General features: G+C 39.5%; 32 protein-coding genes and 1 pseudogene. All 33 read left to right on the top strand.

Annotated features, from left to right (window positions below; all coding sequences use genetic code 11):
• The first annotated feature begins 72 nt into the window (after nt 1-72).
• The 33 genes and pseudogenes from ACHUFV_RS25805 to rpsK all read left to right on the top strand — a co-directional run bounded on the left by ACHUFV_RS25805 (nt 73) and on the right by rpsK (nt 17,816).
• The gene (locus ACHUFV_RS25805; protein ID WP_394239272.1) at nt 73-321 is read left to right on the top strand and encodes a 50S ribosomal protein L7ae-like protein; all 249 of its coding nucleotides are present in this window, start codon (nt 73-75) and stop codon (nt 319-321) included.
• A 102-nt stretch (nt 322-423) separates the two neighbouring features.
• Nucleotides 424-846, top strand: a complete 423-nt coding sequence (gene rpsL / locus ACHUFV_RS25800) for a 30S ribosomal protein S12 (protein WP_071396721.1) — start codon at nt 424-426, stop codon at nt 844-846.
• A 37-nt stretch (nt 847-883) separates the two neighbouring features.
• Nucleotides 884-1,354 (top strand): 30S ribosomal protein S7, encoded by a 471-nt coding sequence (rpsG, locus tag ACHUFV_RS25795; protein WP_394239269.1) that lies wholly within the window; start codon nt 884-886, stop codon nt 1,352-1,354.
• Between the two features lie 51 nt (nt 1,355-1,405).
• Nucleotides 1,406-3,484 (top strand): elongation factor G, encoded by a 2,079-nt coding sequence (gene fusA, locus ACHUFV_RS25790; RefSeq protein WP_394239267.1) that lies wholly within the window; start codon nt 1,406-1,408, stop codon nt 3,482-3,484.
• Nucleotides 3,485-3,604: 120 nt separating this feature from the next.
• The gene (gene tuf / locus ACHUFV_RS25785; protein WP_394239265.1) at nt 3,605-4,792 is read left to right on the top strand and encodes an elongation factor Tu; all 1,188 of its coding nucleotides are present in this window, start codon (nt 3,605-3,607) and stop codon (nt 4,790-4,792) included.
• A gap of 464 nt (nt 4,793-5,256) precedes the next feature.
• A complete protein-coding gene (gene rpsJ, locus ACHUFV_RS25780; protein WP_071396717.1) occupies nt 5,257-5,565 on the top strand; it encodes a 30S ribosomal protein S10 in 309 nt (102 codons plus the stop codon).
• Between the two features lie 36 nt (nt 5,566-5,601).
• The gene (gene rplC, locus ACHUFV_RS25775; RefSeq protein ID WP_394239264.1) at nt 5,602-6,228 is read left to right on the top strand and encodes a 50S ribosomal protein L3; all 627 of its coding nucleotides are present in this window, start codon (nt 5,602-5,604) and stop codon (nt 6,226-6,228) included.
• Nucleotides 6,229-6,256: 28 nt separating this feature from the next.
• On the top strand, nt 6,257-6,880 hold the full coding sequence (rplD, locus tag ACHUFV_RS25770; RefSeq protein WP_394239326.1) for a 50S ribosomal protein L4: 624 nt from the start codon (nt 6,257-6,259) through the stop codon (nt 6,878-6,880).
• Nucleotides 6,880-7,164 carry a 50S ribosomal protein L23 gene (rplW, locus tag ACHUFV_RS25765; protein WP_071396714.1) on the top strand — a complete coding sequence of 95 codons (285 nt, stop codon included), beginning with the start codon at nt 6,880-6,882 and terminating at the stop codon, nt 7,162-7,164. The genes rplD and rplW overlap by 1 nt, the downstream gene beginning before the upstream one ends.
• A gap of 29 nt (nt 7,165-7,193) precedes the next feature.
• Nucleotides 7,194-8,024 (top strand): 50S ribosomal protein L2, encoded by an 831-nt coding sequence (gene rplB / locus ACHUFV_RS25760; RefSeq protein ID WP_394239262.1) that lies wholly within the window; start codon nt 7,194-7,196, stop codon nt 8,022-8,024.
• 60 nt (nt 8,025-8,084) lie between these two features.
• On the top strand, nt 8,085-8,363 hold the full coding sequence (rpsS, locus tag ACHUFV_RS25755) for a 30S ribosomal protein S19 (protein ID WP_394239260.1): 279 nt from the start codon (nt 8,085-8,087) through the stop codon (nt 8,361-8,363).
• Between the two features lie 18 nt (nt 8,364-8,381).
• The gene (gene rplV, locus ACHUFV_RS25750; protein ID WP_150441776.1) at nt 8,382-8,723 is read left to right on the top strand and encodes a 50S ribosomal protein L22; all 342 of its coding nucleotides are present in this window, start codon (nt 8,382-8,384) and stop codon (nt 8,721-8,723) included.
• A 3-nt stretch (nt 8,724-8,726) separates the two neighbouring features.
• Complete coding sequence (rpsC, locus tag ACHUFV_RS25745) at nt 8,727-9,383, top strand: 30S ribosomal protein S3 (RefSeq protein ID WP_394239258.1); 657 nt, start codon at nt 8,727-8,729, stop codon at nt 9,381-9,383.
• A gap of 2 nt (nt 9,384-9,385) precedes the next feature.
• Nucleotides 9,386-9,820, top strand: coding sequence for a 50S ribosomal protein L16 (gene rplP, locus ACHUFV_RS25740; RefSeq protein ID WP_394239256.1), 435 nt, complete (start codon nt 9,386-9,388; stop codon nt 9,818-9,820).
• Entirely contained in the window at nt 9,810-10,013 is a 204-nt protein-coding gene (rpmC, locus tag ACHUFV_RS25735; protein WP_394239254.1) for a 50S ribosomal protein L29, read from the top strand. Before rplP ends, rpmC begins: the two co-directional genes overlap by 11 nt.
• A 19-nt stretch (nt 10,014-10,032) precedes the next feature.
• A complete protein-coding gene (rpsQ, locus tag ACHUFV_RS25730; protein WP_338450527.1) occupies nt 10,033-10,296 on the top strand; it encodes a 30S ribosomal protein S17 in 264 nt (87 codons plus the stop codon).
• Between the two features lie 41 nt (nt 10,297-10,337).
• Entirely contained in the window at nt 10,338-10,706 is a 369-nt protein-coding gene (gene rplN / locus ACHUFV_RS25725; protein WP_394239253.1) for a 50S ribosomal protein L14, read from the top strand.
• Between the two features lie 35 nt (nt 10,707-10,741).
• A complete protein-coding gene (rplX, locus tag ACHUFV_RS25720; RefSeq protein WP_394239251.1) occupies nt 10,742-11,053 on the top strand; it encodes a 50S ribosomal protein L24 in 312 nt (103 codons plus the stop codon).
• Nucleotides 11,054-11,079: 26 nt separating this feature from the next.
• Nucleotides 11,080-11,619 carry a 50S ribosomal protein L5 gene (rplE, locus tag ACHUFV_RS25715; RefSeq protein WP_394239249.1) on the top strand — a complete coding sequence of 180 codons (540 nt, stop codon included), beginning with the start codon at nt 11,080-11,082 and terminating at the stop codon, nt 11,617-11,619.
• Nucleotides 11,620-11,644: 25 nt separating this feature from the next.
• A complete protein-coding gene (gene rpsN / locus ACHUFV_RS25710) occupies nt 11,645-11,830 on the top strand; it encodes a 30S ribosomal protein S14 (RefSeq protein ID WP_001085700.1) in 186 nt (61 codons plus the stop codon).
• 30 nt (nt 11,831-11,860) lie between these two features.
• Nucleotides 11,861-12,259 carry a 30S ribosomal protein S8 gene (rpsH, locus tag ACHUFV_RS25705; RefSeq protein WP_394239247.1) on the top strand — a complete coding sequence of 133 codons (399 nt, stop codon included), beginning with the start codon at nt 11,861-11,863 and terminating at the stop codon, nt 12,257-12,259.
• 31 nt (nt 12,260-12,290) lie between these two features.
• A complete protein-coding gene (rplF, locus tag ACHUFV_RS25700) occupies nt 12,291-12,827 on the top strand; it encodes a 50S ribosomal protein L6 (protein ID WP_394239246.1) in 537 nt (178 codons plus the stop codon).
• Between the two features lie 32 nt (nt 12,828-12,859).
• Complete coding sequence (gene rplR, locus ACHUFV_RS25695) at nt 12,860-13,222, top strand: 50S ribosomal protein L18 (RefSeq protein WP_394239244.1); 363 nt, start codon at nt 12,860-12,862, stop codon at nt 13,220-13,222.
• Nucleotides 13,223-13,246: 24 nt separating this feature from the next.
• On the top strand, nt 13,247-13,747 hold the full coding sequence (gene rpsE / locus ACHUFV_RS25690; RefSeq protein ID WP_394239242.1) for a 30S ribosomal protein S5: 501 nt from the start codon (nt 13,247-13,249) through the stop codon (nt 13,745-13,747).
• A 13-nt stretch (nt 13,748-13,760) separates the two neighbouring features.
• Nucleotides 13,761-13,943, top strand: a complete 183-nt coding sequence (gene rpmD, locus ACHUFV_RS25685; RefSeq protein ID WP_394239240.1) for a 50S ribosomal protein L30 — start codon at nt 13,761-13,763, stop codon at nt 13,941-13,943.
• A gap of 33 nt (nt 13,944-13,976) precedes the next feature.
• Nucleotides 13,977-14,417, top strand: coding sequence for a 50S ribosomal protein L15 (gene rplO, locus ACHUFV_RS25680; protein WP_394239238.1), 441 nt, complete (start codon nt 13,977-13,979; stop codon nt 14,415-14,417).
• On the top strand, nt 14,417-15,712 hold the full coding sequence (gene secY / locus ACHUFV_RS25675; protein WP_394239236.1) for a preprotein translocase subunit SecY: 1,296 nt from the start codon (nt 14,417-14,419) through the stop codon (nt 15,710-15,712). The genes rplO and secY overlap by 1 nt, the downstream gene beginning before the upstream one ends.
• A 70-nt stretch (nt 15,713-15,782) precedes the next feature.
• Entirely contained in the window at nt 15,783-16,436 is a 654-nt protein-coding gene (locus ACHUFV_RS25670; protein ID WP_394239234.1) for an adenylate kinase, read from the top strand.
• A gap of 20 nt (nt 16,437-16,456) precedes the next feature.
• Nucleotides 16,457-16,567, top strand: a pseudogene (locus ACHUFV_RS25665) (type I methionyl aminopeptidase); the annotation flags it as partial.
• Nucleotides 16,568-16,644: 77 nt separating this feature from the next.
• Nucleotides 16,645-16,863, top strand: a complete 219-nt coding sequence (gene infA / locus ACHUFV_RS25660; protein ID WP_009791305.1) for a translation initiation factor IF-1 — start codon at nt 16,645-16,647, stop codon at nt 16,861-16,863.
• Between the two features lie 38 nt (nt 16,864-16,901).
• Nucleotides 16,902-17,015, top strand: coding sequence for a 50S ribosomal protein L36 (gene rpmJ, locus ACHUFV_RS25655; protein ID WP_003156543.1), 114 nt, complete (start codon nt 16,902-16,904; stop codon nt 17,013-17,015).
• 23 nt (nt 17,016-17,038) lie between these two features.
• Complete coding sequence (gene rpsM / locus ACHUFV_RS25650; RefSeq protein ID WP_071396696.1) at nt 17,039-17,404, top strand: 30S ribosomal protein S13; 366 nt, start codon at nt 17,039-17,041, stop codon at nt 17,402-17,404.
• A gap of 22 nt (nt 17,405-17,426) precedes the next feature.
• Nucleotides 17,427-17,816 (top strand): 30S ribosomal protein S11, encoded by a 390-nt coding sequence (gene rpsK / locus ACHUFV_RS25645; RefSeq protein WP_071396695.1) that lies wholly within the window; start codon nt 17,427-17,429, stop codon nt 17,814-17,816.
• Nucleotides 17,817-17,939 lie beyond the last annotated feature (123 nt).

Below are 17,939 nucleotides of genomic sequence, written 5' to 3'. Positions count from 1 at the left end.
TGACATCGTGGGTTTGAAGTGATAATATTCTAAAGGTGCTCCTAATACCCGGATACTTTGGAGGATATTTTTATGTCTTATGAAAAAGTATTTCAGGCAAACAGTATTATCATAGGAACAAAGCAAACTGCTAGAGCTCTTAAAACCGAAAACATTTCTGAAGTGTTGATTGCGATGGATGCGGATCCTAGGTTGACGTCAAAAATTGCAATACAGGCTGAAGAAGCGAATGTTACGGTTACTTATGTTGACTCGATGAAAAAACTCGGGAAGACATGCGGTATAAAAGTAGGAGCAGCGGTTGTAGCGATTATCAGTTAATAATGTTTTTGTGGAATTGTTCTGCAAAGACTTTGTTTTTACCTAAAAATGAGCCACCTGGATGTGTGGGCTTAACAAAAATGTGAAAGGAGGAAACATAAAATGCCTACTATTAATCAGTTAGTGCGTAAACCACGTCAAACAATCGTGGAAAAGTCAAAGTCTCCAGCACTTAACAAAGGGTACAACAGCTTTAAAAAGTCTCAAACAAACTTAACTTCACCTCAAAAACGTGGTGTATGTACTCGTGTTGGTACAATGACTCCGAAAAAACCAAACTCAGCGTTACGTAAATATGCCCGTGTACGTTTATCCAACGGAATCGAGGTAACTGCATATATTCCAGGTATTGGACACAATCTACAAGAACATAGTGTTGTGTTAATCCGTGGCGGACGTGTAAAAGACTTACCAGGGGTACGTTATCACATCGTTCGTGGAGCATTAGATACTGCCGGTGTTAACAACCGTATGCAAGGTCGTTCAAAATACGGTACTAAGAGACCGAAACCTGCAAAAAAATAATATAAAGAGATAACTTTTCTTGAAAGGAGGAAATATAATGCCACGTAAAGGTCCTGTAGCAAAAAGAGATGTGTTACCAGATCCTATTTACAATTCAAAGCTTGTAACTCGCCTGATCAACAAAATGATGATCGATGGTAAAAGAGGTAAATCACAAGCAATTTTATATTCTGCATTTGATATCATTCGCGAGCGTACTGGCAAAGAGCCAATGGAAGTATTCGATCAAGCGCTTAAAAACATCATGCCTGTTCTTGAAGTAAGAGCACGCCGTGTTGGTGGTGCAAACTACCAAGTACCAGTTGAGGTGCGTCCAGATCGCCGTACAACTCTTGGTCTTCGTTGGTTAGTTAACTATTCTCGTCTTCGCGGTGAGAAAACAATGGAAGAGCGTTTAGCTAACGAAATTCTAGATGCAGCTAACAATGCTGGTTCATCTGTTAAGAAACGTGAGGATACTCACAAAATGGCTGAAGCTAACAAAGCTTTCGCTCACTATCGTTGGTAGAATTTACTTTTTCGTAAAATACATCCCAAAACAAGGAAGGAGAAATACAAAATGGCAAGAGAGTTCTCCTTAGCAAATACACGTAATATCGGTATCATGGCACACATCGATGCTGGTAAGACGACAACAACTGAGCGTGTCCTTTATTACACTGGTAAGATTCATAAAATCGGTGAAACACATGAAGGTGCTTCTCAGATGGACTGGATGGAACAAGAACAAGAACGCGGAATCACGATCACTTCTGCTGCGACTACTGCGCAGTGGAATGGTCACCGCGTAAACATCATCGACACACCAGGGCACGTAGACTTCACTGTTGAAGTTGAACGTTCTCTTCGTGTGCTTGATGGTGCAGTTGCTGTTCTTGACGCTCAATCGGGTGTTGAGCCACAAACAGAAACAGTTTGGCGTCAAGCTACAACATACGGTGTTCCTCGTGTTGTATTTGTTAACAAAATGGATAAACTTGGAGCAGATTTTATCTACTCTTTAGGTACATTACATGATCGTTTACAAGCAAACGCGCATGCAATTCAATTACCAATTGGTGCTGAAGATGAATTCACAGGTATCATTGATCTTGTTGAAATGAAAGCGACTATGTATACAAACGATCTTGGCACTGATATGCAGGAAGTTGAAATTCCTGAAGAATATAAAGCTCAAGCAGATGAGTATCGTGAAAAATTACTTGAAGCTGTAGCTGAATTAGATGAAAATCTAATGGAAAAATACCTTGGCGGTGAAGAGATCACTAAGGAAGAATTAAAAGCAGCTATCCGTAAGGGTACTTGTAACGTAGAATTCTACCCAGTAATCTGCGGTTCAGCATTTAAGAACAAAGGTGTTCAAAAAATGCTAGACGCAGTTGTTGATTATCTTCCATCACCACTTGATGTTCCTGCTATCAAAGGAACTCTACCAGATTCTGAAGAAGCTGTAGAGCGTCATTCAAGTGATGAAGAGCCATTCGCAGCATTAGCATTCAAAGTTATGACTGACCCTTATGTAGGTAAATTAACTTTCTTCCGTGTGTACTCTGGTACACTTCAATCCGGATCATATGTTCAAAACTCTACAAAAGGTAAGCGTGAGCGTGTAGGACGTATCCTTCAAATGCACGCAAACAGCCGTCAAGAAATATCTGAAGTTTACGCTGGTGATATCGCAGCTGCTGTTGGTTTAAAAGATACAACTACTGGCGATACTCTATGTGATGATAAGAATCTTGTTATTCTAGAGTCAATGGAATTCCCTGAGCCGGTTATTCAATTATCTGTTGAACCAAAATCAAAAGCTGACCAAGATAAAATGACAACTGCTTTACAAAAGCTTCAAGAGGAAGATCCTACATTCAGAGCACATACTGATCAAGAAACTGGACAAGTTATCATTGCCGGTATGGGTGAGCTTCACTTAGATATCCTCGTTGACCGTATGCGTCGCGAATTCAAAGTTGAAGCAAATGTCGGTGCTCCACAAGTTTCATACCGTGAAACATTCCGCCAATCTGCACAAGTTGAAGGTAAGTTCGCTCGTCAATCAGGTGGTCGTGGACAATTCGGACATGTATGGATTGAGTTCTCTCCAAATGAAGAAGGTAAAGGTTTTGAATTTGAAAATGGTATCGTCGGTGGGGTTGTTCCTCGTGAATACATACCTGCTGTTGAAGCTGGTCTTGAAGATGCTCTTCAAAGAGGTGTGTTAGCTGGATTCCCATTGGTTGACGTTAAAGCAAGACTATTTGACGGTTCATACCATGATGTTGACTCAAGTGAAATGGCGTTTAAAATTGCTGCATCACTTGCATTGAAAAATGCGGCATCAAAGTGTAGTCCAGTTATCCTTGAACCTGTTATGAGAGTAGAGGTTGTTATCCCTGAAGAATATTTAGGAGATATCATGGGTCAAATCACAGCCCGTCGTGGACGCGTAGAAGGTATGGAAGCACGCGGAAATGCACAAGTTGTTAAAGCGATGGTTCCTCTATCAGAAATGTTCGGTTATGCTACTTCATTACGTTCAAGTACTCAAGGTCGTGGAGTATTCACTATGCACTTTGATCACTACGAAGAAGTTCCAAAATCAATTTCTGAAGAAATTATCAAAAAAAATAAAGGTGAATAATTGATTTTGTCTTTTAAATCAATTATAACTACTTATGTAAGTTAAAGCTGTGGGAAGGGGCCCCTTCCCGACAGTCATAAAAATACTTAAACTTTTATAAATTAAAGGAGGATTTTCCTAATGGCAAAAGCTAAATTCGATCGTTCAAAGCCACACGTTAACATTGGTACAATTGGTCACGTTGACCACGGTAAAACTACTTTAACAGCTGCTATCACAACTGTACTTGCAAAAGCAGGTGGCGGTGAAGCACGCGGTTATGATCAAATTGATAACGCTCCTGAAGAAAAAGAGCGTGGAATTACAATCAACACTTCTCACGTTGAGTATGAAACTGCAAACCGTCACTATGCACACGTTGACTGCCCAGGACACGCTGACTATGTTAAAAACATGATCACTGGTGCTGCGCAAATGGACGGCGGTATCCTTGTAGTATCTGCTGCTGATGGTCCAATGCCACAAACTCGTGAGCACATTCTTCTTTCTCGTCAAGTAGGTGTTCCATACCTAGTTGTTTTCATGAACAAGTGTGATATGGTTGATGACGAAGAATTATTAGAATTAGTTGAAATGGAAATTCGTGATCTACTTTCTGAGTACGATTTCCCTGGTGATGACATTCCTGTTGTTAAAGGTTCTGCTCTTAAAGCTCTTGAAGGCGAAGCAGAATGGGAAGAAAAAATCATTGAATTAATGAATGCAGTTGATGAGTATGTTCCAACTCCAACTCGTGACACTGAAAAGCCATTCATGATGCCGGTTGAGGATGTATTCTCAATCACAGGTCGTGGTACTGTTGCTACAGGTCGTGTTGAGCGTGGACAAGTAAAAGTTGGTGACGTTGTAGATATCACTGGTTTCACTGAAGAGCCAAAACAAACAACTGTAACAGGTGTTGAGATGTTCCGTAAGCTTCTTGATTATGCTGAAGCTGGCGATAACATCGGTGCACTTCTTCGTGGTGTTGCACGTGAAGATATCCAACGTGGACAAGTATTGGCTAAGCCAGGTACAATCAAACCACACACAAAGTTTAAAGCACAAGTATATGTTCTTTCAAAAGAAGAAGGTGGACGTCACACTCCTTTCTTCTCAAACTATCGTCCACAGTTCTACTTCCGTACAACTGATGTAACTGGAATCATCCAACTTCCAGAAGGCGTAGAAATGGTTATGCCTGGCGATAACATCGAAATGACAGTTGAACTTATTGCTCCTATCGCTATCGAAGAAGGAACTAAGTTCTCAATCCGTGAAGGTGGCCGTACTGTAGGCGCTGGATCAGTTGCTACTATCACTGAGTAATAGATAATAGATAAGTGAAAAAAGGCAGATGGATGACGATCCATCTGCCTTTTTTATTTTGTGAACAATTATAAGCAGCCTTAGTTATGCTGGTTGGTTGAGTGTAGAGATAAGTTTTATTAATTCTATTCAAGTTTCTTCTATATATAGAAGTAATACATTACAGAATCTGTCCAGTTTCCAAAGTGACAAGAAATAGGAAGCAATACCAATCTTAAATATAATATTCTTGCTTGAAATTTACCTCTTAACACTATATAATAGGAAAAGTGTTCAGGAGATAAAGAAAAAAACATTTAATGTTGCATTTCTTGTTTCCTTTCTGTATAATAGACAATGTTGGTCTTCGACTGCGATGATGCAGGAGGTTGCCGACACACCCGGCCGCTTTGCCATGGCGAGTGTGTGGGGATATTTCTGCGGAGAATGTCTATTTTAAAATAGGCGATAAAGGAGGGAAAATAATGGCAAAACAAAAAATCCGTATCCGTCTTAAAGCATATGATCACAGAATTCTTGATCAATCTTCAGAAAAGATTGTTGAAACTGCGAAACGTTCAGGTGCAGCTGTATCTGGTCCGATCCCGTTACCAACTGAGAAGTCTGTATACACGATCTTACGTGCGGTTCACAAGTATAAAGATTCTCGTGAGCAATTTGAGATGCGTACACATAAACGTTTGATTGATATCATTAACCCAACACCACAAACTGTTGATTCGTTAATGCGTTTGGATTTACCGTCAGGTGTTGACATTGAAATTAAATTATAATAAATATAATGAACTATAAAATAGGAGGTGTGACTAATGACCAAAGGAATCTTAGGAAGAAAGATCGGTATGACACAAGTATTTGTAGAAAACGGAGACCTTATTCCGGTAACAGTTGTTGAAGCTGGAAATAACATCGTTCTTCAAAAGAAATCAGTTGATACTGATGGTTATGAAGCGGTTCAAATCGGTTTTGAAGACAAACGCGAAAAGCTGTCTAACAAGCCTGAAAAAGGACACGTTTCTAAAGCAAATACTGCTCCTAAGCGCTTCGTTCGCGAATTCCGCGGAGTTGACTTAGCAGCATATGAAGTTGGTCAGGAAGTCAAAGTTGATATTTTCGCAGAAGGCGATGTAATTGATGTAACAGGTGTATCAAAGGGTAAAGGTTTCCAAGGTTCTATTAAGCGCCACGGACAATCTCGCGGACCAATGGCACACGGTTCTCGTTACCACCGTCGTCCTGGATCAATGGGTCCTGTAGCTCCAAACCGTGTATTCAAGGGTAAAGCATTACCTGGTCGTATGGGTGGAGAGCAAGTTACTGTACAAAATCTTGAAATCGTTAAGGTTGACGTTGAACGTAACCTTTTATTGATTAAAGGTAATGTACCAGGAGCTAAAAAAGCTCTATTAAAAATTAAAAGTGCGGTTAAAGCGTAATAAGTAAGCCAGAAAGGAGGAAATGAGAATGCCGAAAGTTGATTTATTCAGCCAAAACGGTTCAAAAGTGAGTGAAATCGAACTTAATGAATCAGTATTTGGAATTGAGCCAAACCAACATGTGTTATTTGAAGCGGTAGTTATGCAAAGAGCATCATTACGTCAAGGTACACATAAAACAAAAATCCGTTCTGAAGTTGCAGGCGGTGGACGCAAACCATGGCGTCAAAAAGGAACTGGACGTGCTCGTCAAGGTTCTATCAGATCACCACAATGGCGCGGAGGCGGAACTGTATTTGGTCCAGTACCACGTAGCTACAGCTACAAATTACCAAAAAAAGTTCGTCGCTTAGCAATCAAATCTGCGTTATCATCTAAAGTATTGGATGAAAATTTAGTAGTATTAGAAACACTAGTTTTCGATGCTCCTAAAACAAAAGATTTCAAAGGTGTATTAAATGCACTTTCAGTTAATTCAAAAGCTCTAATCGTTACAGCTGACCTTGATGAAAACGTAGCGTTATCTGCTCGTAATATTCCTGGTGTAACTGTATTAACAGCTAACGGAATTAATGTATTGGATGTTTTAAATCATGATAAGCTAATCATGACTAAAGCAGCAGTTGAAAAAGTAGAGGAGGTGCTTGCATAATGGATGCACGCGATATCATTAAGCGCCCCGTTATTACTGAACGTTCTACTGATTTAATGGCCGATAAAAAATATACATTTGAAGTTGACGTTAAAGCTAACAAAACTCAAGTTAAAGATGCGGTTGAAGAAATCTTCGGTGTGAATGTTGAGAAAGTAAACATCATGAACTACAAAGGTAAATTTAAGCGTATGGGTAAATTTGGTGGTTATACAAACAAACGTCGTAAAGCAATTGTTAAGTTAACTGCTGATAGCAAAGAAATCGAAATCTTTGAAGCATAAAATTTCAATACGAAGAGGAGGGAAATAGAATGGCGATTAAAAAGTACAAACCTACCTCCAACGGTCGTCGCGGAATGACAACTTCTGATTTTGCAGAGATTACTACTGACAAGCCAGAAAAGTCATTACTACAGCCTTTAAAAAGAAAAGGCGGTCGTAACAACCAAGGTAAGTTAACAGTTCGTCATCAAGGTGGTGGCCATAAGCGTCAATATCGTATTATCGATTTTAAACGCGATAAAGATGGCATTCCAGGACGCGTTGCTACAATCGAGTATGATCCAAACCGTTCTGCAAACATCGCATTAATTAATTATGTAGATGGAGAAAAGCGTTATATCCTAGCACCTAAAAATCTAGTTGTAGGTTTAGAGGTTATGTCTGGTCCTGAGGCTGACATTAAAGTAGGAAATGCTCTTCCATTAGCAAATATTCCAGTTGGTACAGTAATTCACAACATTGAACTTAAACCAGGTAAAGGTGGACAATTAGTTCGCTCTGCAGGTACATCTGCACAAGTTCTTGGTAAAGAAGGAAAATATGTTCTTGTTCGTTTGAATTCTGGTGAAGTTCGTATGATCTTAGCTACTTGCCGTGCTACTGTTGGTCAAGTTGGTAATGAGCAGCATGAACTTATCAATATCGGTAAAGCAGGTCGTTCTCGTTGGTTAGGCAAGCGTCCTACTGTACGTGGATCTGTAATGAACCCTAACGATCACCCACACGGTGGTGGTGAAGGACGTTCACCAATCGGACGTAAATCACCAATGTCTCCATGGGGTAAACCAACTCTTGGATACAAAACTCGTAAGAAGAACAACAAATCAGATAAATTTATTGTACGTCGTCGTAAAAAATAACGGGGTTGACCTACGGTTCAATGATGGGACCGTAGAACAATCACGAAGGGAGGTTCAAATATGGGTCGCAGCTTGAAAAAAGGACCTTTTGTTGATGAGCATTTAATGACAAAGATCGAAAAGTTAGTTGAAACGAATGGTAAGCAAGTAGTAAAAACTTGGTCACGCCGTTCGACGATCTTCCCACAGTTCATCGGTCATACAATTGCCGTTTATGATGGTCGTAAACATGTACCTGTATATATTACTGAAGACATGGTCGGACACAAACTTGGAGAATTTGCTCCAACTCGTGCATACAAAGGCCATGGAAATGACGATAAGAAAACAAGACGTTAATGAGAGGAGGGCATTTCAATGCAAGCTAAAGCTGTTGCAAGAACAGTTCGTATTGCTCCTCGTAAAGCTCGTTTAGTCGTAGATTTAATTCGAGGTAAGCAAGTTGGCGAAGCAGTAGCCATTTTAAATCTTACACCAAAGGCTGCTTCTCCGATCGTAGAAAAAGTATTAAAATCTGCTATGGCAAACGCCGAGCACAACTATGAAATGGACGTTAACAATTTAGTTGTAGCACAAGCATTTGTTGACGAAGGACCAACTATGAAACGTTTCCGTCCTCGTGCACAAGGCCGTGCAAGCCAAATTAATAAACGTACTAGCCATATTACAATCGTTTTATCAGAAAAGAAGGAGGGATAATTAGTGGGTCAAAAAGTAAATCCAGTCGGTTTGCGTATCGGTGTTATCCGTGATTGGGAATCAAGATGGTACGCAGGCAAAGACTATGCTGATCTATTACACGAAGACCTTAGAGTACGTGAGTATATCGCTAAGCGTTTAAAAGATTCTTCAGTTTCTAAAGTTGAAATTGAACGTGCAGCTAACCGTTTAAACATTACTATCCACACTGCAAAACCTGGTATGGTAATCGGTAAAGGCGGTACTGAAGTTGAAGCGTTACGTAAAGCGTTAAACTCACTTACTGGCAAACGTGTTCACATTAATATACTTGAAATTAAAAAAGCTGACATTGATGCGAAATTAGTTGCGGAAAATATTGCTCGTCAATTAGAAAACCGTGTTTCTTTCCGTCGTGCTCAAAAGCAAGTAATTCAACGTGCGATGCGCGCTGGAGCAAAGGGTATCAAAACAATGGTATCTGGTCGTCTTGGTGGTGCTGATATCGCTCGTTCTGAGTCTTATAGCGAAGGTACTGTTCCTCTTCATACATTACGTGCTGATATCGATTATGCAACAGCTGAAGCTGATACAACATACGGTAAATTAGGCGTTAAAGTATGGATATACAAGGGTGAAGTCCTTCCTACTAGAAAGAAAACTGAGGAAGGAGGCAAATAATTATGTTATTGCCAAAACGCGTAAAGTATCGTCGTGTACACCGTGGTAAAATGCGCGGTCAAGCAAAAGGTGGCACTGAAGTAACTTTCGGTGAATATGGTCTTCAATCAACTGAAGCATCATGGATTACAAACCGCCAAATTGAAGCTGCCCGTATTGCAATGACACGTTATATGAAACGTGGTGGAAAGGTTTGGATTAAAATCTTCCCTCATAAGCCTTACACTGCTAAACCTCTTGAAGTACGTATGGGATCCGGTAAAGGTGCTCCTGAAGGTTGGGTAGCTGTAGTTAAACCAGGCAAAGTAATGTTCGAAATCGCAGGTGTATCTGAAGAGATCGCTCGTGAAGCATTACGTCTTGCTGCACACAAACTTCCAGTTAAATGTAAGTTTGTAAAACGACAAGAAATTGGTGGTGAATCAAATGAAAGCTAATGAAATTCGTGACCTTACCACTGCAGAACTTGAACAAAAAGTAAAATCTCTAAAAGAAGAGCTTTTCAACCTACGCTTTCAATTGGCGACTGGACAACTTGAAAACACAGCTCGTATTCGTGAAGTACGCAAAGCGATTGCTCGCATGAAAACTGTGATTCGTGAAAGAGAGATCGGCGTCAATAATCGATAAACCGAGAGGAGGTTCATAAATGAGTGAACGTAACCAACGCAAAGTTTACACAGGACGTGTTGTTTCCGATAAAATGGATAAAACCATTACTGTTGTCGTTGAAACTTATAAAAAACACTCTTTGTACGGCAAACGCGTAAAGTACTCTAAGAAATTTAAGGCTCATGATGAGCAAAATCAAGCAAAAACTGGCGATATCGTACGTATCATGGAAACTCGCCCGTTATCAGCTACAAAACGCTTCCGTCTTGTTGAAGTTGTAGAAAAAGCTGTAATTATCTAATTGTGCGGAAATATGCTTGATCCTGAAGGGAGGTTACACTAATGATTCAACAGGAAACAAGATTGAAAGTTGCGGATAACTCTGGTGCACGTGAAGTACTTACTATTAAAGTACTTGGTGGTTCAGGCCGTAAAACTGCTAACATTGGTGACGTTATTGTTTGTACAGTAAAACAAGCAACACCAGGTGGCGTTGTTAAAAAAGGTGACGTTGTAAAAGCTGTTATTGTTCGAACTAAGTTTGGTGTACGTCGTAATGACGGAAGCTATATTAAATTCGACGAAAACGCATGTGTTATCATCCGTGACGATAAGAGTCCACGTGGAACTCGTATCTTCGGACCAGTTGCACGTGAATTACGTGATAACAACTTTATGAAAATCGTTTCTCTAGCTCCAGAAGTATTATAATTTAAAATTAATTGCCTTTAAGGAGGTGCAAACAGATGCATGTGAAAAAAGGTGACAAAGTAATGGTCATCTCTGGTAAAGATAAAGGCAAAACAGGTGTTATTCTTGCTGCTTTCCCTAAGAAAGATCGCGTACTAGTTGAAGGCGTGAATATTGTTAAGAAGCACTCAAAGCCATCACAAATGAATCCACAAGGTGGAATCTTTAACCAGGAAGCACCTATTCATGTATCAAACGTTATGCCTATCGATCCGAAATCCGGTGAACCAACTCGTGTAGGCATAAAAGAAGTGAACGGTAAAAATGTACGTTATGCAAAAAAATCAGGTGAAGTTCTAGATAAATAGTCAAATGAAGAAGGGAGGTAAAATGAATGAGCCGCCTAAAAGAAAAATATGTTAAAGAAATTACTCCTGCTTTAGTAAGCAAGTTTAACTATAAATCAGTTATGCAAGTTCCTAAAATTGAGAAGATCGTAATTAACATGGGTGTTGGTGATGCAGTACAAAATGCAAAATCACTTGATACTGCTGTTGAAGAATTAGCTTTGATTTCTGGTCAAAAGCCTTTAGTCACTCGTGCAAAGAAATCAATCGCTGGTTTCCGACTACGTGAAGGTATGCCAATCGGTGCGAAGGTTACACTTCGTGGTGAGCGCATGTATGAATTCTTCGACAAATTAGTATCAGTTTCACTTCCACGTGTACGTGACTTCCGTGGTATTTCTAAGAAGTCATTTGATGGTCGTGGAAATTACACACTTGGTGTAAGGGAACAATTAATTTTCCCTGAAATTGATTATGATAAAGTTAGTAAGGTACGTGGTATGGATATCGTTATCGTTACTACTGCTAATACTGATGAAGAAGCTCGTGAACTTTTAACTCAATTCGGAATGCCATTCCAAAAGTAATCTCTAAATAGAGGGAGGCGAAAACGTGGCTAAAAAGTCAATGATTGCGAAACAAAAACGCACGCCAAAATTCAAAGTGCAAGAATATACACGTTGCGAACGTTGTGGACGTCCACATTCTGTATACCGCAAATTTAAGCTTTGCAGAATTTGTTTCCGTGAATTAGCATATAAAGGACAAATTCCTGGTGTTAAAAAAGCAAGCTGGTAAAACCCAAAACTGGGAAGGAGGTAAAATCAAATGGTCATGACAGATCCAATTGCAGATTTGCTTACTCGTATTCGTAATGCAAATATGGTTCGTCACGAAAAGTTAGAAGTTCCTGCTTCTAATATTAAAAAAGAAATCGCTGATATTCTAAAGCGTGAAGGTTTCGTTCGTGATGTAGAATTTATCGAAGATAATAAACAAGGTATCATCCGCATTTTCTTAAAGTACGGTGCTAGCAATGAGCGTGTAATTACTGGTCTTAAGCGTATCAGTAAACCAGGTCTACGTGTATATGCGAAAGCTGATGAAGTACCGCGTGTACTTAACGGACTTGGAATTGCATTAGTATCTACTTCTCAAGGAGTTCTTACTGATAAAGAAGCTCGTGCTAAACAAGTTGGCGGAGAAGTACTAGCATACGTTTGGTAATAGATTTTTTCAATGAATGGAGGTGCAATAAATGTCTCGTGTAGGTAAAAAACCAATCGAAATTCCTGCTGGAGTTACGATTTCATTTGATAAAAATACAGTGACTGTAAAAGGTCCTAAAGGTGAACTTTCTCGTTCATTTAATCCTGATATCGAAATCAAGGTGGAAGAAAACGTGATCCAAGTATCTCGTCCATCTGATGCGAAAGAACATCGCGCATTGCACGGAACGACTCGCGCGTTACTTTCTAACATGGTAGAGGGCGTTTCTAAAGGCTTCGAAAAGTCACTTGAATTAATCGGTGTCGGATACCGTGCACAAAAACAAGGTAAAAAACTTGTATTGAACGTTGGTTATTCTCACCCAGTTGAAATTGAACCTGAAGAAGGTATTGAAATAGAAGTACCTGCAAATACAAAGGTAATTGTTAAAGGTACAAGCAAAGAGCGTGTAGGCGCATTAGCTGCCAATATCCGTGACGTTCGTCCACCTGAGCCATACAAAGGTAAAGGTATTCGTTATGAAGGCGAATTTGTACGTCGTAAGGAAGGTAAAACAGGTAAGTAATGCTGCATAGCTAAACGAAAGGAGTGACCAAGATGATTACGAAGGCTGATAAAAATGCAGTGCGTAAGAAAAGACACGCACGTGTGCGTTCTAAACTTTCTGGAACTGCTGCTCGTCCTCGTTTAAATGTGTACCGTTCAAACAAGCACATTTATGCACAACTAATTGATGATGTTAACGGAGTTACTTTAGCAAGTGCTTCTACATTAGATAAAGAAGTTAGTGTTGAATCTGCAAGCAATTCTGATGCTGCTGTTAAGATCGGTGAACTAGTAGCTAAACGTGCTGTTGAAAAAGGTATTACATCTGTTGTTTTTGACCGTGGAGGATATTTATATCATGGACGTGTTAAAGCATTAGCAGATGCTGCACGTGAGAACGGTTTAGAATTCTAATAGACAAAGGAGGGACACAAAAAGATGCGTCGCATTGATTCCAATAAGCTTGAACTAGAAGAACGCGTAGTAACGGTTAACCGTGTTGCGAAAGTTGTTAAAGGTGGACGTCGTTTCCGCTTCACTGCTCTTGTAGTAGTTGGCGATAAAAATGGACACGTAGGCTTCGGTACTGGTAAGGCACAGGAAGTTCCTGATGCAATCCGCAAAGCAATCGAAGATGCAAAGAAAAATCTAATTGAAGTACCAATGGTTGGTACATCAATTCCTCATCAAGTAATCGGACATTATGGTGCTGGTGAAATTCTTCTTAAACCTGCTTCAGAAGGTACAGGAGTTATCGCTGGTGGACCGGTTCGTGCAGTACTAGAGTTAGCAGGTGTTGGTGATATCCTATCTAAATCTCTAGGTACTAACACACCGATCAACATGGTTCGTGCAACAATTGACGGTTTAAAACAAATGAAACGTGCTGAAGACGTAGCTAAATTACGTGGTAAATCAGTAGAAGAACTGTTAGGATAAGGAGGGAAATATAATGGCAAATAAATTACAAATTACCCTCACTCGCAGTGTTATTGGTCGTACACAGGACCAAAGAGAGACAGTAAAGGCTCTTGGTTTACGTAAAATGAATCAAACAGTTGAGCAGCAGGATAATCCTGCAATTCGCGGAATGATTAACAAAGTTTCTCACTTAGTAACTGTAAAAGAAATCTAATATCATTCTTCTTAAAAATAAGGAGGTGCCAAAATGAAACTTCATGAATTAAAACCTGCAGAGGGATCTCGTCAAGAGCGTAAGCGTAAAGGACGTGGTATCGGTTCTGGTAATGGTAAAACTGCTGGTAAAGGTCATAAAGGACAAAACGCCCGTTCAGGCGGTGGTGTTCGTCTTGGATTTGAAGGTGGTCAAACTCCTTTATTCCGTCGTTTACCAAAGCGTGGTTTTACAAACATTAACCGTAAAGAGTATGCAATTGTAAATCTTGATACTCTTAACCGATTTGAAGAGGGAACAGAAGTTACTCCAGAATTGTTAATCGAAACTGGTGTTGTAAGTAACGAAAAGTCTGGAATCAAAATCCTTGCAAAAGGAAAGCTTGAAAAGAAACTATCTGTTAAAGCTCACAAATTCTCCTCTGCTGCAAAGGAATCAATTGAAGCTGCCGGCGGTAATGCTGAGGTGATCTAATGTTTCAGACAATCTCCAATTTTATGCGCGTGGGTGATATAAGACGAAAAATCATATTCACCCTTTTAATGTTGATTGTATTTCGCATCGGTACATTTATCCCTGTACCGAATGTGAATGCAGAGATTCTCGCTGCTCAAGATCAGCTTAGTGTGTTTGGAGTATTGAATACATTTGCTGGGGGAGCGTTAAAAAACTTCTCAATATTAGCAATGGGGATCATGCCGTATATCACTGCTTCCATCATCATTCAGTTATTACAGATGGATGTTGTTCCTAAATTTACGGAATGGTCAAAGCAAGGTGAGGTTGGACGTCGTAAATTAGCTCAATTTACACGTTACTTTACAGTTATTCTTGGGTTTATCCAGGCAGTTGGTATGTCATATGGGTTTAATAATATGGCTGGTGGGATGTTAATTGAAAATCCTAGCATTGGGTCTTATTTATTAATTGCTCTCGTACTAACAGCAGGAACTGCTTTTCTTTTATGGTTAGGTGAACAGATTACCTCAAAGGGTGTTGGAAATGGTATTTCTATCATTATCTTTGCAGGTATCGTATCTGGTATTCCAAGTACGATCAATCAAATATATGCACAGCAATTTGAAAATGCCGGAGAAGATGTTTTCATTCGGATTGTTACGGTATTATTAATTGTTCTTGCTATTATTGCTATTGTTGTTGGTGTTATCTTCTTCCAAGAAGCATTAAGAAAAATACCAATTCAATATGCTAAACGAATGGTTGCCGGACGTAATCCAGTTGGTGGTCAATCCACTCACTTACCATTAAAGGTCAATGCAGCTGGAGTTATTCCTGTTATTTTTGCAGTGTCATTTATTGTGACACCTAGAACGATTGCCTCATTCTTTGAACAAAATGATGTGACGCTTTGGATACAGAAGATCTTTGATTATACGCATCCAATTGGAATGGTTATGTATGCTATTCTAATCATTGCGTTCACATATTTTTATGCATTTATTCAAGTAAACCCTGAACAAGTGGCTGATAACTTGAAAAAACAGGGTGGATATATACCTGGTATTCGTCCTGGAATAAATACACAGCAGTATTTAACTAGTACGCTATATCGCTTAACTTTTGTTGGATCTTTATTCTTGACTGTGATTGCCATTTTACCGGTCTTTTTCACTAAAGTAGCCGGACTTCCGCAATCCGCACAAATTGGCGGTACCAGCTTATTGATTGTTATCGGGGTTGCACTTGAAACAATGAAGCAGTTGGAATCACAATTAGTGAAACGTCACTACAAAGGGTTCATCAAATAATATTCGGTTTTTAGGAATCTAGATTCGATCTTATTCCAAAATAACTCATTGGACCGAGGGGGGAATACACATGAATTTAGTATTAATGGGGCTCCCTGGTGCCGGAAAAGGTACACAAGCTGAGAAAATCGTCGAAAAATACGGCATCCCTCATATTTCTACTGGGGATATGTTCCGTGCTGCCATTAAAGATGGAACTGAATTAGGGCTGCAAGCCAAATCCTTTATGGATAAAGGAAACTTAGTTCCTGATGAAGTAACAATTGGTATTGTACGTGAACGTTTAAGTAAAGCTGATTGTAATAAAGGTTTCTTGCTTGATGGGTTCCCAAGAACGGTCGCACAAGCAGAAGCACTTGAAAACATCCTTTCTGACTTGAACAAAAAGATTGATTTTGTTATAAACATTGATGTGGACCAAGAGATTCTTATGGAGCGCTTAACAGGCAGACGTATTTGTAAGTCATGTGGAGCTACTTATCATCTTGTATTTAACCCACCTGCTCAGCAGGATGTTTGCGATAAATGCGGCGGAGATTTATATCAACGTGCAGATGATAATGAAGAAACGGTTGGTAATCGCTTAGAAGTTAATTTAAAGCAGACGAAACCATTGCTTGATTTCTATGAGACAAAAGGATACTTACGCAATATCAATGGTCAACAAGATATTCGTATCGTTTTTGCTGATCTCGATAAATTACTCGGGAGCTTACATGAATGATCCTTTGTAAACATTTGCGACTAGGTGAACGTTTATCGAACATCTCCCACACCATTCAATCGTATACAAAATCAAACGGCCTATCCATTGCGCAAGAGTATGTGGGATCTAGCATAGGGCAAGACTTACATTAGGATCTACAATTAGGGCGCTTTAGGAATAAAGCCTTGAATAAGATACAACTGAAATAGAAGGGAGCATGTTCTCGATGGCGAAAGACGATGTAATTGAGATAGAAGGTACGGTTATTGAAACTCTACCTAACGCTATGTTTAAGGTAGAGTTAGAAAATGGTCATACAGTTTTGGCTCATGTATCAGGGAAAATAAGAATGCATTTTATTCGTATTCTACCTGGTGATAAGGTAACTGTTGAGCTTTCACCTTATGATTTGACTCGCGGAAGAATCACTTACCGTTTTAAATAAATCTCATTGCACTCCGTACTATTAAGGAGGTTAGGATAATGAAAGTAAGACCATCAGTAAAGCCGATCTGCGAGAAATGTAAAGTTATCCGCAGAAAAGGTAAAGTCATGGTTATCTGCGAAAACCCTAAACATAAACAAAAACAAGGATAATAAGAAGGAGGTGCTTTTTGTAAATGGCACGTATTGCAGGTGTAGATATTCCACGTGAAAAACGTATTGTTATCTCATTAACTTATATCTATGGAATTGGTAAAGTAACTGCTCAAAAGGTTCTAGCTGAAGCAGGTGTTTCTGAAGACACACGCGTTCGCGATTTAACTGAAGATGAGCTAAATAAAATCCGTGAAATCATTGACAGATTAAAGGTTGAAGGTGACCTTCGTCGTGAAGTTTCCCTTAACATCAAACGTCTAATGGAAATCGGATGTTACCGCGGTCTTCGTCACCGTCGTGGTTTACCAGTTCGTGGACAAAACACTAAAAACAACGCTCGTACTCGTAAAGGTCCTCGTAAGACTGTAGCGAACAAAAAGAAATAATCGGTAAAGGAGGTATATTTACATGGCACGTAAAACTAATACACGCAAACGTCGTGTGAAAAAGAATATTGAAGCAGGAGTTGCACATATCCGTTCAACTTTTAATAACACAATTGTAACGATCACTGATGTTCATGGGAACGCATTATCATGGTCAAGTGCTGGTGCTCTAGGCTTTAAAGGTTCTCGTAAATCAACTCCATTCGCTGCTCAAATGGCTGCTGAAACTGCTGCAAAAGCATCAATGGAACATGGAATGAAAACTTTAGAAGTTACTGTTAAAGGACCAGGTGCTGGACGTGAAGCTGCTATCCGTGCTCTTCAAGCTGCAGGTTTAGAAGTAACAGCAATTAAAGACGTAACGCCTGTTCCTCATAACGGTTGTCGTCCTCCAAAACGTCGTCGTGTGTAATTTTTCTGTATAGAATTTGTAACCTTGTCTATAATGGGTTATGATAGAAATTATTTTCTTTATACAGAATTATTCCAGTTGTTGTGCACAAATGGGATTGTATACTGGGGGAATTTCGGTTAG

Origin of the sequence: Niallia oryzisoli (assembly GCF_043641075.1) — a bacterium.
GTDB classification, from domain to species: Bacteria; Bacillota; Bacilli; order Bacillales; family Cytobacillaceae; genus Bacillus_BD; species Bacillus_BD oryzisoli_A.
Note: the sequence above shows the minus strand (reverse complement) of the source record. Positions and strands in the feature narration are given on the sequence as shown.